The 17,867-nt window shown below is 64.3% G+C and carries 14 protein-coding genes; 5 read left to right on the forward strand and 9 right to left on the reverse strand.

Annotation, left to right across the window (positions count from 1 at the left end; genetic code table 11):
• Positions 1–7 precede the first annotated feature (7 nt).
• The 5 genes from ppa to hemC all read right to left on the reverse strand — a co-directional run bounded on the left by ppa (position 8) and on the right by hemC (position 4,693).
• Positions 8–547, reverse strand: coding sequence for an inorganic diphosphatase (ppa, locus tag V6M87_RS15445; protein WP_332877535.1), 540 nt, complete (start codon positions 545–547; stop codon positions 8–10).
• Positions 548–609: 62 nt separating this feature from the next.
• Complete coding sequence (locus tag V6M87_RS15450) at positions 610–1,848, reverse strand: heme biosynthesis protein HemY (RefSeq protein WP_332877536.1); 1,239 nt, start codon at positions 1,846–1,848, stop codon at positions 610–612.
• Between the two features lie 3 nt (positions 1,849–1,851).
• Complete coding sequence (locus tag V6M87_RS15455; RefSeq protein ID WP_442920597.1) at positions 1,852–2,949, reverse strand: uroporphyrinogen-III C-methyltransferase; 1,098 nt, start codon at positions 2,947–2,949, stop codon at positions 1,852–1,854.
• A gap of 3 nt (positions 2,950–2,952) precedes the next feature.
• Positions 2,953–3,720 (reverse strand): uroporphyrinogen-III synthase, encoded by a 768-nt coding sequence (locus V6M87_RS15460; RefSeq protein ID WP_332877537.1) that lies wholly within the window; start codon positions 3,718–3,720, stop codon positions 2,953–2,955.
• On the reverse strand, positions 3,713–4,693 hold the full coding sequence (hemC, locus tag V6M87_RS15465; protein WP_442920598.1) for a hydroxymethylbilane synthase: 981 nt from the start codon (positions 4,691–4,693) through the stop codon (positions 3,713–3,715). Before hemC ends, V6M87_RS15460 begins: the two co-directional genes overlap by 8 nt.
• A 167-nt stretch (positions 4,694–4,860) precedes the next feature.
• Here hemC and ppc point away from each other — a divergent pair, with 167 nt between their 5' ends.
• The gene (gene ppc / locus V6M87_RS15470; RefSeq protein WP_332877538.1) at positions 4,861–7,656 is read left to right on the forward strand and encodes a phosphoenolpyruvate carboxylase; all 2,796 of its coding nucleotides are present in this window, start codon (positions 4,861–4,863) and stop codon (positions 7,654–7,656) included.
• 38 nt (positions 7,657–7,694) lie between these two features.
• Here ppc and V6M87_RS15475 read toward each other — a convergent pair whose 3' ends face one another.
• The 3 genes from V6M87_RS15475 to rpoD form a co-directional block, all read right to left on the reverse strand.
• A complete protein-coding gene (locus V6M87_RS15475; RefSeq protein ID WP_332877539.1) occupies positions 7,695–9,302 on the reverse strand; it encodes a methyl-accepting chemotaxis protein in 1,608 nt (535 codons plus the stop codon).
• Between the two features lie 10 nt (positions 9,303–9,312).
• Positions 9,313–10,125, reverse strand: a complete 813-nt coding sequence (locus V6M87_RS15480; RefSeq protein WP_332877540.1) for a transporter — start codon at positions 10,123–10,125, stop codon at positions 9,313–9,315.
• A 248-nt stretch (positions 10,126–10,373) separates the two neighbouring features.
• Entirely contained in the window at positions 10,374–13,049 is a 2,676-nt protein-coding gene (gene rpoD / locus V6M87_RS15485; RefSeq protein ID WP_332877541.1) for an RNA polymerase sigma factor RpoD, read from the reverse strand.
• A gap of 549 nt (positions 13,050–13,598) precedes the next feature.
• Between rpoD and V6M87_RS15490 the strand changes: the two genes are divergently transcribed.
• The 4 genes from V6M87_RS15490 to V6M87_RS15505 are packed head-to-tail and all read left to right on the forward strand — an operon-like array spanning position 13,599 to position 16,725.
• On the forward strand, positions 13,599–14,171 hold the full coding sequence (locus V6M87_RS15490) for a ProQ/FINO family protein (RefSeq protein WP_442920599.1): 573 nt from the start codon (positions 13,599–13,601) through the stop codon (positions 14,169–14,171).
• Between the two features lie 10 nt (positions 14,172–14,181).
• Positions 14,182–14,775, forward strand: coding sequence for a 3'-5' exonuclease (locus V6M87_RS15495; protein WP_332877543.1), 594 nt, complete (start codon positions 14,182–14,184; stop codon positions 14,773–14,775).
• A 43-nt stretch (positions 14,776–14,818) separates the two neighbouring features.
• Positions 14,819–15,487 (forward strand): c-type cytochrome, encoded by a 669-nt coding sequence (locus V6M87_RS15500; protein WP_332877544.1) that lies wholly within the window; start codon positions 14,819–14,821, stop codon positions 15,485–15,487.
• Positions 15,484–16,725 carry a cytochrome c gene (locus V6M87_RS15505; protein ID WP_332877545.1) on the forward strand — a complete coding sequence of 414 codons (1,242 nt, stop codon included), beginning with the start codon at positions 15,484–15,486 and terminating at the stop codon, positions 16,723–16,725. The genes V6M87_RS15500 and V6M87_RS15505 overlap by 4 nt, the downstream gene beginning before the upstream one ends.
• An 18-nt stretch (positions 16,726–16,743) precedes the next feature.
• Here the strand turns inward: V6M87_RS15505 and V6M87_RS15510 are convergent, their stop codons facing one another.
• Positions 16,744–17,865: a type IV pilus twitching motility protein PilT gene (locus tag V6M87_RS15510; RefSeq protein WP_332877546.1), complete on the reverse strand. Its 1,122-nt coding sequence runs from the start codon at positions 17,863–17,865 to the stop codon at positions 16,744–16,746.
• Between the last annotated feature and the right edge of the window lie 2 nt (positions 17,866–17,867).

The raw sequence follows: 17,867 nt of genomic DNA on the forward strand, positions 1-17,867 counted from the left end.
GGGTGAATTACTTGCTGTTGGCCGCGTTGAATGCTGCCACGCCGTTGACGATTTCGGCTTTCGCTTCATCCGGGCCGGCCCAGCCTTCAATTTTGACCCATTTGCCTTTTTCCAGGTCCTTGTAGTGCTCGAAGAAATGCTGGATCTGGCGCAGGCGCAGTTCGTTCATGTCTTCCGGCTTTTGCCAGTGGCTGTAGATCGACAGGATCTTGTCAACAGGCACGGCCAGGATCTTGGCGTCGCCGCCGGCTTCGTCGGTCATTTTCAGCACGCCGATGGCGCGGCAGCGCACCACCACGCCCGGGAACAGCGGAAACGGCGTGATGACCAGCACGTCGCACGGGTCACCGTCCGGCGACAGCGTCTGCGGCACGTAACCGTAGTTGCACGGATAGTGCATGGCGGTGCCCATGAAACGGTCGACGAAAATCGCGCCGGTGTCCTTGTCCACTTCGTACTTGATCGGATCGGCGTTCATCGGGATTTCGATGATGACGTTGAAATCGTTCGGCACGTCGCGGCCGGCAGGCACATTATTCAAACTCATGGGATTTCCTTGTAAGCGGGTAAATATTTCAGGCGGATATTATAGCGAGATTGGCAAAATGTTCACAGCACGCCAGCGAGCGCAACTCTGGCCGACGGCACGCCGCCCGTCACGCCGGTGAGCGCACACAGGCGGTAATGCAAGGCGGCCAGTTCTTCCTGGCCCAACGCTTCATGCATCTGCGCCAGTTTCAGGTGCGCTTCGCGCCCCAGTTTCGGTTCCAGTACGTCGGACAAAGCCTGTTCCAGGTAGCGCTGGGCCTTGCCCCACAGCTTTTGCTGCAGGCACAGGGAGCCGAGCGTCAGCGCCAGTTCGGCGTCGTTCGGGCGCGTGCGCAGCCAGTGCTCGCAGCGCTCGATCTGGGCCAGCAGCGCTGGCGAGCCGGGCTGACCGGCGGCATCGCGCCAGGCACGCAGTACCCGGTCGTCCCAGCTGTTGCGCAGCGAATCTTCGGCAATGGCCCGGGCTTCCTCATGCAGCCCACAGGCATTGAAGGCGGCGGCCGCGCGCGCGGCGATGGGCGCTTGAATACGTTCTTCGGCGGGCACCTGCGACCAGACGCGGCGGATCGATTCGGCGTCGTGCGAGCCCTCGCCCAGAAGTGCTTCGTAGGACATTTCGCGCAACCGTTTTGAAAGTGCCGGATGGAGCGCCTTGCGTTTATCGAGCGTGCGCACCAGGCGCAGCACTTCGGGCCAGTTGCGCGCCTGCTGCTGCGCTTTCATCGACCATTGCAGCGCGTGGATATGGCGCTGGCCGGTGGCGTTCAGTTCGTCGACGGCAGCCAGCGCCGCTTCCGGTTGGTGGTCGTCGACCAACAATTCGGTGATCGTCATCAGGCGCGCGGTTTTCAAGGCATTGTCGTGCATGATGCCGGCGATCCAGCTGTCGCGCCGCACCGGCTCGCGCATGCGGTGCGCCGCGCGCGCGCCGATCAGCGCTGCCAGACCCGCGTTTTCAGGTAATTCGGCCGCTTTCATGGCGGCTTTTTCGGCGTGCCCGAAGCGCCCTTCGAACAGGGCTTTCAAGGCATCGCGCAAACCCTTGTTGGCTTCGCGCTCGCGCTTCCTCAAGCGATAGGCGGCCACGCGGCGCGGCATGTTCAGGGTGGCGGAAATCGCCCGCACCAGGCCGTACACCACCAGGAACAGCAGCGCGATCAGCACCACGAACAGATTGAGCGACATGTCGACCCGCTGCGGCGGATAGAACAACACCACATTGCCCGGATTAAAGCGCGCGGTGACGGCAATGCCAATGGCCGTGGCCATCAGCGCAACTAACCAGAGTAAGAGACGCATGGCTTAGGTCTTCGCCTTGTAGTTGCGCACCGCGTTCAGGCTGTCGGACAGGTCCGGTAACTCGATGGCGAGGTTGTTGCCTTGCACCTGGCGCAGCATCGCCTGGGCGCTCTGGGTGGCGCGGGCGCGCGTGTCGAAATATTTCGATAGCGTGTCCTGGGCCGTGCTCAGATCGTCGCGGAAACTGGTTTCATTGCGGGCCAGCAGCGCCAGCCGGGCGTTCAGCAGGCGCAACTTCAAATTCTCGCGCACAAAATAATTTTGCGTCGGCGAGAGCATCAGCGCTTCGGGCGTGTCGACGCTGCGCACGCGCACCAGCTGGCGCACGTCGTTCCACATGTCGCCGCTCCATTGATTCCAGGCCAGGCGCAGGCGCGCGCCCATGGTCGGCGCCGCGGCCGGGCCGTTGCCCGTGATCACGGGTGCGGTGTTGTCCGGCAGTACCGGCTTTTCACCGGACAGCAGTGGCAAGGCGTCGACCTGGTTGATCACGTTGTCGAGGCGGAGAGCAACGCCGGCCATATCCAGCGCCGGCAAGGCCTTCAGTTTGTCGGTGTCGCGTGCGATGGCGCGCCGAATGGCGATGAACTGCGGCTTGTCCGAGCGCGACAGCGAGCGGTCGGCGTTTTGCAGGGCGATCAGCGCGCCCGGCACATTGCCGGCCAGTTGCAGTTGCTGGCTGGCGGTCGACAGCACCTGCTCGATTTCGGACAGCGCCCAGTCGTCGCGGTTCTTCGACAAATCCTGGTACAACTGTTCGAGCGCGGCCTGCTGGCTTTGCGACTCAGCCTGGCGCGCTTCGAGCACGCCCACTTTCACTTGCAGCTGGGTCGACTGCTCCTGTACCTGGCGCGCCAGTGCGGCGGTGTCGGCGTTGGTGGCGTTGCCCTTTTGCAGGCTGCGCGCCATGTCCGCGCGCAGCGAGGTGATGCGGCTGTGGCTGGTCCACGCCTGCGTCGCCAGCAGCACGGCGAACGCCAGCATCACCAGCGATAGCGGCCGCTGCATGACGTGCAGGAAGCCCGGCTCGCGCCGCAGCACGGGTACGGAAAGCGGCGCAACGGCGCCGTCATGTGGGGTAGAAGGTGGCATGTCGTTCATAGTCTAGGATTGTAACGCGGCCAGCAGACGTACGTCGCCAGATCCGGTGAGCGTTACCCGGGCCAGCCCCAGTGCACGCGCGGTTTCGGCAATGCGCGCATGGGGCACGATCCAATGTTGTTGTTGCAATTTAGATACACTCATGCCGTCCAACTGTTCCACCAGCGCCACCAGCCCGCGCAGCGCTTCCGAACTGGTGACGATCCAGTCGTTGGGCGCGGCCAACACACCATGCAGCGTCGCTGCCAGTTCGGCGCACATGCGCGGCACGCGGCGCTGGTAGGCGGCCACGGTGGTCACGATGGCGCCAGCCGCCGCAAAACCGTCGGCCATCAGTTCGCGTCCGGATTCACCGCGCACGATCAGCACTTGCTGGCCAGCCAGCGCCCCCAGGTCGAGCGTGCGCAATAAACTTTCAGAATCACTGGCCGCGTCCGGGCCCGGGCTGGCGATGCGTGCGTTGGCGTCCGAGACGCCATGCGCCAGCAGCGCCGCGCGGCTGCCCTCCCCCAGCACGGCCAGCGCCACACCGGGCGGCCAGGCAACGATGTGGGAAAAGGCCGCATCGATGGCGTTGGGCGAAACGAACGCCACCAGCGCGTAGCCGGCCAGGCCGGCCAGCACCGCCTTCAAATTGGTCTGGTCGGGCAGCGGCGCAATTTCCAGCAGCGGCAGCAAGACCGGCCTGCGGCCCAGCGCGGCTACGGCCGCGGCCAGCTCCCCCGCCTGCGCGCGCGGGCGCGTGATGACGACAGCAGGCAGTTCAGGCACCGGGCGCTGCTGCCTGGCGGCAGGCGTCGAGGATGCCGGCGGCGTCCTGCATCGCCAGCAAGTCGGCCACGCCCTGGCCCAGGGCGTCCGGTGCGTCGGCCGGGCCTTCCAGCTCGGCGTAGGCGCTGCGCGCGCCATCCGGCGTGGCGACCATCGCGCGCAGGTGCATCAACGCGCCGGTGATGGTGGCATGCGCCGCCATCGGAATCTGGCAACTGGCGCCAAACACCTTGGCCACCTTGCGCTCGGCGGCGACGGCGCGCGCCGTCTCGTCATGGTTCAGCGGCGCCAGCAGCGCGGCCAGGTCGGCACCATCCTTGCGCGGTGCAGCCAGAATTTCAATCGACAACGCGCCCTGCGCCGCAGCCGGCAGGCTGCTGACCACGTCGAGCCTGGTGCGGATGCGTGCCGCCAGGCCGAGGCGTTCCAGGCCAGCCGCCGCCAGGATGATGGCGGCGTACTGGCCCGCGTCGAGTTTACCGAGGCGCGTATCGAGGTTGCCGCGCAAGGGCTGGACGAGCAGGTGCGGATAGCGCGCGGCGATCAGCGCCTGGCGGCGCAGGCTGCTGGTGCCGACAACCGCGCCGGCAGGTAAATCTTCCAGGCTGGCGTAGTCGTTCGAGACGAACGCGTCGCGCGCCTCGTGGCGCTCGAGCACCGCGCACATCGCAAAACCGTCCGGCAAATCCATCGGCACGTCCTTCAGGCAGTGCACGGCCAGGTCGGCGCGGCCGTCCAGCATGGCCGTCTCCAGTTCTTTCACAAACAGGCCCTTGCCGCCGACCTGCGACAGCGCGCGGTCGAGGATGCGGTCGCCACGTGTGGTCATGCCAAGGATGCTTATTTGGCACTGTGGATATAATGCAGCGAGGCGGTCGCGCACATGCTCGGCCTGCCACATGGCAAGACGACTTTCACGTGAAGCAATGACCAGCGTGGCTGGTACGAATACACTGGTTTCAGATCTTGTCAAAACGGCTGTCAAAACGGATTCTTTCACTGTCGTTGCGCCCGACCGGCGCGATGGCGTTATCGTGGCAATAAGTTGCGCGTTGATGCAATCACAAATTTTATCACGCGCCCCTTGGCAAACAGGCGACTTGCCTGTCACCAACTATTTATTACGTACATAAAATTACAATGGACAATCCAGCCGTACTGGGTGACAAAGACGCCCCTCTCAAGGAAGACATCCGCCTGCTCGGCCGCCTGCTTGGCGACGTGCTGCGCGACCAGGAAGGCGACGCCGTATTCGACGTCGTCGAAACCATCCGCCAGACCGCCGTGCGCTTTCGCCGCGACGACGACCCGGCCGCCGGCGTCGAACTGACCGCCCTGCTGCACCAGCTGTCGCGCAACCAGACCATTTCGGTGGTGCGCGCCTTTTCCTATTTTTCGCACCTGGCCAATATCGCCGAAGACCAGCACCACGTGCGCCGTCGCCGCGCGCACCAGCTGGCCGGCTCCGCGCCACAGCAAGGCAGCATCGGCTATGCCCTCAAGCGCCTGCACGAGGCCGGCGTCGACCAAGACCAGGTCGAAACGTTTTTCAAGGATGCGCTGATCTCGCCCGTACTGACCGCGCACCCGACCGAAGTGCAGCGTAAAAGCATCCTCGACGCCGAGCACGACATCGCGCGCCTGCTGGCAGAGCGCGACCATCCGCTCACGCCCAAGGAACAAGCGCGCAACCTGGCCCTGCTGCAAGCGCGCATCGCCACGCTGTGGCAGACGCGCATGCTGCGCTATTCAAAGCTGACGGTGGCCGACGAGATCGAAAATGCCCTGTCCTACTATCGCATCACCTTCCTGCGTGAACTGCCGGCCCTGTACGACGACATCGAGGACGATATCGGCGCGCAGTACCGCGAGCGCCCGGCCAGGCTGAGCGACGCGGCCTACGTGCAGATGGGCAGCTGGATCGGCGGCGACCGCGACGGCAACCCGAACGTCGGCGCCGAAACGATGCAGTACGCCCTGACGAAACAGGCGACCACGGTGTTTGAATATTATTTCGACGAAGTGCACGCACTCGGCGCGGAGTTGTCGACGTCGACGCTGATGGTGCCGGTCAGCGCCGCGCTGGCAGCGCTGGCACAACAATCCACCGACCAGTCGCCGCACCGCAGCGACGAGCCGTACCGGCGCGCCCTGATCGGCATTTATGCGCGCCTGGCCGCCACCGCGCGCGAACTGGGCGCCACCAACATCCTGCGCAAGGAAGTGGGCCACGCCGACGCCTACCAAGATGCGGCCGAGTTCGGCGCCGACCTGCACATCATCGCCGCTTCGCTCACCGAACACCACGGGGCCCAGCTGATCGCGCCGCGCCTGGCCGGCCTGATCCGCGCGGCCGGTATCTTCGGTTTCCACCTGGCCTCGCTCGACATGCGCCAGAGTTCCGATGTGCACGAGCGCGTTTTAAAAGAATTGTTCAACGGTGCCGGCGAGCAGCTCGATTACACCAGCCTCGACGAAGACGCCAAGGTCGCGCTGCTGTTGCGCGAACTGGCGCAACCGCGCTTGCTGTTTTCGCCTTACGCAAGCTATTCCGACGAAGCCAACTGGGAACTGGGCGTGCTGCGCGCCGCCCGTGACATCCGCGCCCGCTACGGCGTGCGCGCGATCCGCAACTACATCATCTCGCACACGGAAACCGTGTCCGATTTGCTGGAGGTGCTGCTGCTGCAAAAAGAGATGGGCATGCTGCACGTCGCTGACGGTCGGGTCGATGCGATGGTCGTCCCGCTGTTCGAAACGATCCCCGACCTGCAGCGAGCAGCCGCCATCATGGCCGAATGGATGGCGCTGCCGCTGGTCAAACAGATTGTCGCGAACCAGGGTCAGCTGCAGGAAGTCATGCTGGGCTATTCCGACTCGAACAAGGACGGCGGTTTCCTGACCTCGAACTGGGAGCTGTACCAGGCCGAACTGAAACTGGTGGAGATTTTTGCCGCCGCCAAAGTCAAGCTGCGCCTGTTCCACGGCCGCGGCGGCACGGTCGGCCGCGGCGGCGGACCGAGCTATCAAGCCATCCTGGCCCAGCCGCCGGGCACGGTGAACGGCCAGATCCGCCTGACCGAACAGGGCGAAATCATCTCGTCGAAGTTTTCCAATCCCGGCATCGGGCGGCGCAACCTCGAGCTGCTGGTCGCCGCCACCCTGGAAGCGAGCCTGATGCCGCATGGCGTCGACAGCGAACAGGTGGCGCAACTGGCCGGCTTCGAAGCCATCATGGCCGATTTGTCGCAACGCGCGTACCAGGCCTACCGCAACCTGGTATATGAGACGCCGGGCTTTACCGACTACTTTTTTGCCGCCACGCCGATCGCCGAAATCGCCGAACTCAATCTCGGTTCGCGCCCGGCGTCACGCAAGGCCACGCGCCGCATCGAAGATTTGCGCGCCATCCCGTGGGGCTTTTCGTGGGGCCAGTGCCGCCTGCTGCTGCCGGGCTGGTACGGCTTCGGCTCGGCCATCGGCACCTGGTTAAGTGAGGGCGAGCGCCCGGCCAAACTGGCGACCCTGCAGGCGATGGCGCGCGACTGGCCATTCTTTGCCACCTTGCTGTCGAATATGGACATGGTGCTGGCGAAGACCGATTTGCCGATTGCGCGCCGCTACGCCGAACTGGTGGCGGACGTGGAACTGCGCGAGCGTATTTTCAAGCGCATCGCGCAGGAGCACGCTGCCACCCTGCACGTGCTCGAAGAAATCACCGGCGCCACCGAGCGGCTGCAGGGCAATCCACTGCTGGCGCGCTCGATCCAGAACCGCTTCGCCTACCTCGATCCGCTGAACCACTTGCAGGTCGAACTGGTCAAGCGCCACCGTGCGCTTGGGCTCGATCCTGCGAAAGAGGTGGACGAGCGGGTGCACCGCGGCATCCACCTGTCGATCAACGGGGTGGCGGCGGGCTTGCGCAATACCGGCTAAGCTGGGGCGCCCGGTCGAAACAGCATGCGCGCCGGTCGCTAGGCGGTGTGCAGGGCCAGGGAAGGCGCCGCTGCGCGTGCGCTGCGCGCGGGCTGGGCCGGCTGGCCCTCAACCAGGGTGAAGTTGCGTACCAGTTCACTGAGGTGCGCGCCTTGCTCCTGCATCGATGCCGCCGCCGCGGCGGCCTGTTCCACCAGCGCGGCGTTTTGCTGCGTCACCGCATCGATTTCGCCAATGGCACGATTGACCTGCTCGATGCCGGCTTCCTGCTCGCGGCTGGCGGCGCTGATTTCACCCATGATATCGGTGACGCGGCGCACGCTGGCCACGATGTCGTTCATGGTGCCGCCGGCATCGGCCACCAGCTTGCTGCCTTCGTCCGCATGGCGTACCGACTCGTCGATCAGCACCTTGATCTCGCGTGCGGCCGTATTGGCGCGCTGGGCCAGGTTGCGCACTTCTGAGGCCACCACCGCAAAACCACGTCCCTGCTCGCCTGCACGCGCCGCTTCCACGGCGGCATTCAAGGCCAGGATATTGGTCTGGAACGCGATCGATTCGATCGTGCCGGTGATGTCGACGATGCGGCGCGAGGACGTGTGGATGGCGCCCATCGTATCGACCACTTTCGACACCACCGCGCCACCCTTGAGCGCCACATCGGAGGCCGATGCGCTCAGGGTGTTGGCCTGGCGCGCGTTGTCGGCGTTTTGCTTGACGGTCGCGGTCAGCTGCTCGATCGACGCGGCGGTCTCTTCCAGCGCGCCGGCCTGCTGCTCGGTGCGGCGCGACAGGTCCAGGTTGCCACTGGCGATTTCACCGGCAGCGGTGGCCATCGAATCGGTGCTGTCGCGCACCTGGCTGACGACACCATGCAGATTGCCGCGCATGCGCTGCAGGGCCTGCTTCAGGTGCCCGGTCTCGCTCTGGTCGGCCGGGTCGAGCGTCATCGACGCAACCAGGTTGCCGTCGGCGATCTGGGCGGCAAACGCCATCACTTGATCGAGCGGGCGGCGGATTGCGCGCGCGGTCAGGTGTCCTGCCAGGAAGGTCATCACCAGCGCTGCCAGCGCCACCAGCAGGATGCGGTGCTGCGACTGCGTGACCAGCGCGTTGCCGTGCTCGCGCGTGGCCTCGGATGCTTTCTCGATGGTCTCGCTGAGCGCCTCCATGCTTTTTTCCAGCTTGCGAAAATGCTGCATGAAGGCGCCTTGCGCTTTCTGCGCCGCCGCAGCGTCCGTGAAAGCCAGGTCGAAGGTCGTTGCCACGCTGTTCAGGTAGGCATCGACATCCGGTCGCACCGCCGCCATGGCCGCTTTCAAGGCCGGATCCTGGTTACCCTTGTCCATCTCCTCGACCAGTTTGCGCAGCAGCGCGGTGTGCTCCGTCATGTCACGCCTGACCTCGGCCTGACCGGCGCCGCCGTTGGCGCCGGAAATGAGCGCTGCCAGTACGTCGGCGCGCAAGGCATCATGGGCCTGGTCGGCCTGCACCTGGTCTTTGATGGTGCTGCCGTTGACGGTGATCTCGCCGAGTGCCACATCGAGCGCGTTGACGGCGCTGTAGCCGATCAGGGCAACCACGCCGGCCAGCAGCAAGGCAACCAGGTTCGACAGCAGCAGCCGCCGTTGGATCGTCAGGTTCATGGCGTCTCTTTTACAGTTTGAAGGAAAAGCCAACCGTCAGGGCGCGGCTGGGGGTGCGGCGATTCAGGCCAAAGGCGACCATGGCGTCGAGCTGGCAGCGCTCGGACAACAGCCAAGCCGCGCCGGTGTCGAAGGTGGCAACCGTGCCGCCCTTGGCAACCGTGGCGATGCGCGGCGCGGCCACTTCGACGAAGCCGCGCAGTTCCGGTGTCAGTTCCTTGCCCAGCACGATACCCAGGATGCCATAGCCGGCATGCGCACCGGCGTCGGTGCGGTCGACGCCCATACCCGGCATCACGCCCAGGCTCAGCCCGCCCGGCAATTCCCATTCTCCTACCAGGCGCACGGAGGGGCGCACGCCCTGGCCCCGGAATGCGCGCGAGCCACTGGCCAGGTCGGCGTGTACCAGCAGCCCGACCGACGGCACACCCGGTGCATCGTCCATCAGGTGCCATTTCAAGCCGAGCGAGGTGTCGGCGTAACCGTTGGTGGTAGCGCGCCCACCACCGCCCGGCAGCGCCATCACTTCGCGCACGTGGCCATCTGTCTCCAGGCGCAGTTCAATCGTCTCGCCAATGCCGTAGCGCAGCAACGTGGGGGTGCTGACCGTGCGCGAGTAGGCGGCGTCCCTGCTGCCTCGTTCGCCCAGCACGCTCGTCTCGATCTGGAATCGGCCAAGGCCGACGACATTGCTGGACTCGACAAAATCAGGACGATCGGTGGCGATGCCCTCATCCGGGCCGGCCGATGCCGGCGCGTGGGCCAGAAAGGCCAGATTGGCGAGGAACAGGACGGCGCATCGGGAAGTGGTCATTGTCGGCATGGAGCATGCTTTCCATTAAAGAAACGCGCGGTTCGTCGCGGTGAAAAGATTATCGCAAAAAAATCAGCAAAAATGATATCTGGAATCGATTAATTCCCAAATACAACAAATTTTTGTATTTACAGCAACAATGCCACTGTTGCGGCGCGGGGGGGCAGCAGATCGGAAGATTGCCCAACTAACGCCAACAGCGCCCAAAAAAAAACCGCACGGCCTGGCGGCGTGCGGTTCGATTTGCGCAATGCGCGTTACTGATTGTGCAGGAAGCTCTTCAGCTTGTCCGACCGGCTCGGCTGGCGTAGCTTACTCATCGCCTTCGCTTCGATCTGGCGAATCCGCTCGCGCGTCACGTCGAACTGTTTGCCCACTTCTTCCAGCGTGTGGTCGTTCGACATTTCAACGCCGTAACGCATGCGCAGCACCTTCGCTTCGCGCGGCGTGAGCGAGTCCAGCACTTCCTTGATGACGTTGCGCATCGACGCGTGCAGCGCGGCATCCAGCGGCGCCAGGGTGGCGTTGTCTTCAATAAAATCGCCCAGCTGCGAATCGCCATCTTCGCCCATCGGTGTTTCCATCGAGATCGGCTCTTTGGCGATCTTCATGATTTCGCGCACTTTGTTTTCCGGCATTTCCATTTTCAAGGCCAGCGTCGCCAGGTCCGGTTCGCTGCCGGTTTCCTGCATGATCTGGCGCGAGATGCGGTTCATCTTGTTGATCGTCTCGATCATGTGCACCGGCACGCGGATGGTGCGCGCCATGTCGGCGATCGAACGCGTGATCGCCTGGCGAATCCACCAGGTGGCGTAGGTCGAGAATTTATAGCCGCGGCGATATTCAAACTTGTCGACCGCCTTCAACAAACCGATATTGCCTTCCTGGATCAGGTCGAGGAATTGCAAGCCGCGGTTGATGTATTTTTTCGCGATCGAAATCACCAGGCGCAAGTTGGCGACCGTCATTTCACGCTTGGCCTGGCGGGCCCGCTTCTCGCCGGCAGCCATCTGCTTGTTAATCTTGCGCAGGTCGGCCAGCGGCAGGGCCACACGGGCTTGCAAGTCGATCATGCGCGTTTGCAGTTCCTTGATGGCCGGAACGTTACGGGCCAGCACGGTGCTGTACGGATACTTGCAATCGACTTCGCGGTCGACCCAGCCCAGGTCGGTTTCGTTGCCCGGGAACACTTTGATGAAGTGGGCGCGCGGCATGCCGCAGCGGTTCACGCAAATATCGAGCACAGCGCGCTCGACCGCACGCACTTCGTCCATCTGGTGGCGCAGGGTGTCGCACAGTTTTTCCACCACTTTGGCGGTGAAACGAATGCCCAGCAGCTCGTTCGAGATGACTTCCTGCGCCTTTACGTAATTCTTGGTGCCGTAGCCTTCTTTTTCGAAGGCCTTGGCCATCTTGTCGAACTGCGCTTCGATGATGTCGAATTTGTCCAGCGCGCCGCGTTTCAGTTGCGCCAGCTGCTCGGACGAGAAACCGGCCGCGCCGCCATTCGCGTCGCCGTCTTCGTCGGCTTCTTCCTCTTCCTCTTCTTCATCTTCGCCGTCGGCGGAAGGTGCGGCCACTTTCGGCGCCGGCGCCACTGGCGCGGAGGTCTCGTTCAGATCGACGAAGCCGTCGACCACTTCATCGACCTTGATTTCTTCGGCGCGGATTTTATGGGCCAGCGCGATGATCTCGGAAATCGTCGTCGGGCACGCGGAGATGGCTTGCACCATGTCTTTCAGGCCGCCTTCGATGCGCTTGGCAATTTCGATCTCGCCTTCGCGCGTCAGCAGCGCCACCGCGCCCATTTCACGCATGTACATCCGCACCGGGTCGGTGGTACGACCGAAGTCGGAGTCGACGGTCGACAGCGCAGTCGCGGCAGCCGCTTCCACTTCGTCGTCGCTGGTGGCGGTCGGAACGTTGTCAGTCAACAACATCATTTCGGCATCAGGGGCGCGCTCATAGACCGCGATGCCCATGTCGTTGAACGTGGCGATAATGCCCTCGATCGCTTCCGGATCGATGATGTTTTCCGGCAGTTGGTCGTTGATCTCGGCGTGGGTCAGGAAGCCGCGTTCCTTGCCCATATTGATCAGGTTCTTGATTTGCTGGCGGCGTTTTTCCAGTTCCGCCTCGGTGGTCGAGGCGTCGCCCGCCAGGACCGACGACAGGCCGCCCTTGGCTTTGCGCTCTTTCGCTTTCGAGACCGCTTTCAGTTCGGCGCGCTCGACCGCATTCAGGGCCGCGACTTCATCGTTTTCCGGCATGAATTCGCTCGGTTTGCGGCCGCGCCGGCCCGGCACTTTCACGGACGGCAACAGGTAGCCGGACGTGTCGATGGCGGCCAGGGTGGCGGCGTCGGTGGTCTGGCTGACCGACTGGCCGGCCGTCTCGATGACGGTCGGGGCCGGATCGATCGGACGCACGGCGGCGCGCACGCGCGGCGCCGGCGCTTTCGGCACCTCGACAATCGGAGCGGCGACGGTTTCCGCGGCTTTCACGGCGGCCAGTTTCGAGACGCGTTTCTTGACCACCACCGTCGAGGCCAGCGCGCCATTGCCGGTGACCACGTTGATCGAGGCGTCCAGGCTGGTGTCGACGGCGACCTCGTCGGCGCTGGCGGCACGGCGCTCACCGATGCGCTTGTCGGCCACGCGGTGCTCGCCGTGCGGCGCCTCGCCAAGGCTGTCGGCGCGGGCGTCGGCGATGCGCGCTTCGCCCACGCGCTGGTCGACCAGCGGCTCGCTGGCCGAATCGAAACCGGCTTTGGCAGCGGCCAGGCGTGAACGCGTTTTCACCACCGTAACCTTGGCATCCGCTTCACCCTCGATAAAATACGAGGTCGCGGTTTTCGGCACGGCCAATGTGGCAGCGCTTTTTGCTGGCGATTTATTGGCGCCCAGTGTCAAGGTTTTGGCGGGGTTCTTCATATAACAACTCTCCTGTCGCGGCAGAGGCAGGGCCTCACGCGCTAAAAATTAACACGAGCCGTGAATCAGGCTCGGTGGGACGAATTCTGGGGACGTACTTAATAAGGGGCCGGCTGGCTGAAAATCAAGCTGCGCATCGCCGCGGATAAATTGAACGGCACGCGCGGGGGGCGAGCCAGAGTGAAAAAAATGTTCAACATCGCTCAATGCAGGTCAGAATGAAAAAAAGCCCGTCGGCTAAAACGGGCTTGAATCTATTTTCATAGAGGAGACAAGTCGTATTATGCCCCTGAGAAATTAAAAATGCCAATTGACAAAACCCATAGCGGATATAAGCCAGCGGCATGAATGACTTCCCGGGAGCGGCCGAGCCGTCTCCGGCTCTCCCCCGTTGTCTGCGGCGACACAAGCCGCGCGCAAGGCAAGAGGCGGATCATACACGATTTTCGCCCGCTCTGCCTCTCCCACATTTACATTTTGCGTTGACAATAGCGCACCTGCGGCGGCGGCCATGCTATCCTTCCGGTTCCTGTTCTTACCATGAAGTCAATGAATCCAATGAGTCCTGTCGCCCCATCGGCTGACGTGCCTGCCGCCGCGGCAACTGAAGCACCCCAAGCAATCGAAACGACCACCCCGGATACCGGCACGGTCGAAGCGTCCCCTGCCGCAAACGAAGCGTCCCCTGTTGCGCCCGCCGCACCAGCACCGTCCGCCCGTACCCTGCTCAAACAATTCCAGCAGCAATTCAAGGCCTTCCGCGATTGCCTGCCGCTGTCCATCGGCATCGACAAGCAGATCATCGCGCGCATGCCGGGCATCGAACGCAAGGCGATGCGCGCCGCACTAGGCATCCATACCGGTTCGCTGCGCTACCTGCGCGCAATGGAGAAAGCCACTGTGCGTTACGATCTGGACGGCACGGCCGGTGCCGAAGTCGCCGAGACGCACCGCACCCATGCCAAGGAAACCTTGCAGCAGCGACTCAAGAAAGAAGCGGAGCGCAAGAAAGCTGAACGCGATGCCGAGAAGGTAGAACGCGAAGCGGCCCAGGCGCTCGAGGCAGACAAGTTGCGCCAGGAAAAGCTGATGCAGCTGGCATCGAAGTTTTCGCGCTCCTGAACGCATGACCATGCCGCTCGACACAGACCAGGTACTGCCCCCTTACGATGGCATTGCCCTCTCTGAAGTGCGCATGGTCAAAACGGCGACGGACGCCGCTGAGGCGCTCGCCGCCCTGTCGCAGGCCGACGTGCTGGGCTTTGACACCGAATCGAAGCCCACGTTCCTGAAAGGCGAAGTCTCGACCGGCCCGCACCTGGTGCAACTGGCCACCGACGACATCGCCTACCTGTTCCAGATCGGCGCCGTACCCGGCACCATCGAAACATCAGTCCTGAAAGCCATCCTCGAGTCACCTGCCATCCTGAAGGTCGGCTTCGGGCTGCTCGACGACATCAAACGCCTGCGCAGCAAGCTGGGCATCGACACGGCCAACGTGCTCGACCTGTCGACCGCCATGCGCCGCAACGAAAAAAATCCGCTCGGTGCAAAAACCGCCGTGGCGCGTCATTTCGGCCAGGCGCTGCAAAAATCGAAACGCATCACCACCACCAACTGGGCCATGCCGCGCCTGTCGGAAAAGCAGATTTTGTACGCCGCCGACGACGCCCATGTCGCCTTGAAACTGTACCGGCACTGGCGTGCCACGCAAGAAGCCAGCTGACACCATGGCGCGCCGGCGACCCTCCTGGTGGCTGGCGTGCTGCATGCTTTTCCTGTCTTACCCGATCCGGGCAGCCGAGCGCCCTGCCGTGTTACCCGATACGCTGGCCCAGCGCCTGATCGCCTGCACGGCGTGCCACGCGCAAACCGATCAGGCCAGGGGTACCGACTACTTTCCCCGCATTGGCGGCAAGCCCGCCGGCTACCTCTACAACCAGCTCACCAATTTCCGCGATGGCCGGCGCCAGTATCCCGTGATGACTTACATGGTCACGCACCTGCCGGACGCCTATCTGCACGAGATCGCCGGCTATTTTGCTGCCCAGCATCCGCCCGCACCACCCGCTGTGCCCGTGAGCGCCAGCACCGCGCTGCTCGAACGGGGTCGCGTGCTGGCCATGCAGGGCGATGCCGCACGCAAGGTACCGGCCTGCGTGGCCTGCCACGGCCAGGCGCTGGCCGGCACCTTGCCCACCGTCCCGGGCCTGGTCGGCCTGCCGCGCGACTACGTCAACGCCCAATTCGGCGCGTGGCGCAATCGCACCCGCCAGGCACTGCTACCCGACTGCATGGCGACCATCGCGGCACGTCTGTCGCTCGATGACATCAATGCCGTCTCGACCTGGCTAGCCAGCCAGCCGTACGCACCTGGCGCGCGCCCGGCCACCACCTTTGCCGGCCCCTTGCCGCTGGCGTGCGGCAGCGTGCCATGAAGCGCTGGCTGCTGCTGTTGGCGATCCTACTTGGCGCGCTGCTGGCCTGGGCCTGGCCGCGCGACCAGTTCATCGCGTCAAACTCGCGCGCCGACTGGGCTTTCAGCACCGCCAACGTCGCCCGTGGCGCCTACCTGGCCCGCGCCGGAGACTGCATGGGCTGCCACACGGTGCGCGGCGGCAGCCCGTACGCGGGCGGGCGCGCGCTGGCGACCCCGTTCGGCACCTTGTACGGGCCCAACCTGACGCCCGACCTTGCTACCGGTCTCGGCGCCTGGAGTGCCGACGATTTCTGGGGCGCGCTGCACAACGGGCGTTCCCGCGGCGGCAGGTACCTGTATCCCGCGTTCCCGTTCCCGCATTACACCAGGACCACGCGCGCCGACAGCGACGCCCTGTACGCCTATCTGCGCAGCGTGGCGCCGGTGCGCCAGCCGAACCTGGCGCACACGATGGACTTCCCCTTCAACACGCAGCTTGCGCTGGCCGGCTGGCGCCTGTTCTTCTTCAGGCCGGGCGTATTCGTACCAGCGCCCGAACAAGGCGCCAGCTGGAACCGCGGCGCCTACCTGGTCGAGGGCCTGGGCCACTGCAGCGCGTGCCACAGCAGCAGGAATGCGTTTGGCGCCAGCGCGGCGGGCCTGGCCGGCGGCATGATCCCGGTGCTGAACTGGTATGCGCCGTCCCTGCACGTCGACGCCAGCTGGCCCCAGGCAGAACTCGTGCAATTGCTGCACACGAGCACGACGCCGCGCGCGACCGTGTTCGGGCCGATGGCCGAAGTGGTGGCCAACAGTTTGCAATACCTGACAGTGCAGGACGTGCATGCAATGGCGCTGTACCTGAAGGCTCTCCCGGCCAGCACCACGGCTGCGCTGCCGGTGGCGGCGCCGGACGACGCAGTTATGGCGGCGGGATTGCGCCTCTACGACAAGCACTGCATGGCGTGCCATGGCAGTGATGGCAAGGGTCTGGCGCCGGCCTATCCGCCGCTGGCGGGCGCCCAGGCGCTGACCATGGCGCCGTCGGTGAACGCGGTGCGCATCGTGCTGCATGGCGGTTTCGCGCCCGGGACGGCCGCCAATCCGCGCCCGTACGGCATGCCGCCGTTTGCGCACGTGCTGGAAGATGAGGAAGTGGCGCAGGTGGTCACGTATGCCCGGGCCAGCTGGGGCAACAAGGCCGGCGCCGTGACGGCGGCCCAGGTGAATCGGTACCGGAGCGTGCCGCTGGAGTGACCAGCTTCGGCTCTCTCGCTACACCATTTCCGCGAAGCCGACCCGATCGGTCGTCGCAGCGCGTGCATCCTCGACACTCACCTTGTGCCCCGCCAGCAGTGCTTCCAGCGACACATTCATCGTGTGGCAACCCGCGTCGATCCCACTGTTCATGCGCGTGCGGATCGCCGCCAGATCACCCGCCTCCAGCATCTGCGTGACGGCAGCGCCGGGCGTCAGGCACTCGGTTGCGAGGTAATACCGGTTACCCTCGATGGACGGCAACAGCGCCTGGCACAGCACGCCGCGCAGCGCGTGCGCCAGCGCCTGCGATTGCGCCTGCGAGCTGCCCAGCAGGCGCAGCATCTTTTGCAGGCCCAGTTCGGTCGAGCGCGCGTGCAGCGTTGCCAGCACCAGCGGCCCCGATTCGGCCAGCGCCAGCGCTTCCCTTGCCGTTTCGGCGTCGCGGATTTCGCCGATGACAATCACGTCCGGCCGCTCGCGCAGCGCGTCCAGCGCGCCCAGGTAGTAACTTTCGACGTCGCCGTCGATGCCCACTTCGCGCTGCGTGATGATGCAGTGGCGCTGCGGGATCAGCGTTTCGACCGGGTCTTCGATGGTGATGATGTGGCCCGAGCGGTGCTTGTTGATCTCGTCGATCATCGAGGCGATGGTGGTCGACTTGCCCTGGCAAGTGTCGCCGATGATCAGCACCAGGCCGCTGGTCAGGCGCGCGAACTCCTGCTCGTCGCCATGCAGGCCAAGCTTGACCAGTTCGATCGGTTCCTTGGGGAAGCGGCGGATCACGCAACCGAGGCGCTTCTTGCCCTGGAAGGTAAAGCAGTTGGCGCGAATGCGCGCGGTGTGCAGGTCGATCGAGCGGTCGAACGCGCGCTCGGCAATACGCTCCGGCCAGTTCGGCTCGATCGCTTCGAAAAACTCTTCCAGCTCCTCGCGCGTGACCGGCGAATCCGTCACCGCCACCAGGCCTTTCGGCTGGCGCAGCATCAAGGGACTGTTCTGGTGGATGATGATGTCGGAAAACACCAGGCGCGAGTTCAGCAGGTGCAGAATCTGCTCGACCAGGGTGCCGAAGACCGGATGGTCTTCGTTTTCCACATACGACAGGGTGCGAATCTGGGAGGACTGTTGGTGTTCCATCG

It is taken from the genome of Massilia sp. S19_KUP03_FR1 (assembly GCF_036688685.1).
Lineage (GTDB): Bacteria > Pseudomonadota > Gammaproteobacteria > Burkholderiales > Burkholderiaceae_D > JALYUM01.

Bases quoted from the DNA above. Each gene is read 5' to 3' on its own strand.
- ppa (WP_332877535.1), bottom strand. From the start codon at position 547: ATGAGTTTGAATAATGTGCCTGCCGGCCGCGACGTGCCGAACGATTTC.
- V6M87_RS15450 (WP_332877536.1), bottom strand. From the start codon at position 1,848: ATGCGTCTCTTACTCTGGTTAGTTGCGCTGATGGCCACGGCCATTGGC.
- V6M87_RS15455 (WP_442920597.1), bottom strand. From the start codon at position 2,949: ATGAACGACATGCCACCTTCTACCCCACATGACGGCGCCGTTGCGCCG.
- ppc (WP_332877538.1), top strand. From the start codon at position 4,861: ATGGACAATCCAGCCGTACTGGGTGACAAAGACGCCCCTCTCAAGGAA.
- V6M87_RS15475 (WP_332877539.1), bottom strand. From the start codon at position 9,302: ATGAACCTGACGATCCAACGGCGGCTGCTGCTGTCGAACCTGGTTGCC.
- V6M87_RS15480 (WP_332877540.1), bottom strand. From the start codon at position 10,125: ATGCCGACAATGACCACTTCCCGATGCGCCGTCCTGTTCCTCGCCAAT.
- rpoD (WP_332877541.1), bottom strand. From the start codon at position 13,049: ATGAAGAACCCCGCCAAAACCTTGACACTGGGCGCCAATAAATCGCCA.
- V6M87_RS15490 (WP_442920599.1), top strand. From the start codon at position 13,599: ATGAATCCAATGAGTCCTGTCGCCCCATCGGCTGACGTGCCTGCCGCC.
- V6M87_RS15495 (WP_332877543.1), top strand. From the start codon at position 14,182: ATGCCGCTCGACACAGACCAGGTACTGCCCCCTTACGATGGCATTGCC.
- V6M87_RS15500 (WP_332877544.1), top strand. From the start codon at position 14,819: ATGCTTTTCCTGTCTTACCCGATCCGGGCAGCCGAGCGCCCTGCCGTG.
- V6M87_RS15505 (WP_332877545.1), top strand. From the start codon at position 15,484: ATGAAGCGCTGGCTGCTGCTGTTGGCGATCCTACTTGGCGCGCTGCTG.
- V6M87_RS15510 (WP_332877546.1), bottom strand. From the start codon at position 17,865: ATGGAACACCAACAGTCCTCCCAGATTCGCACCCTGTCGTATGTGGAA.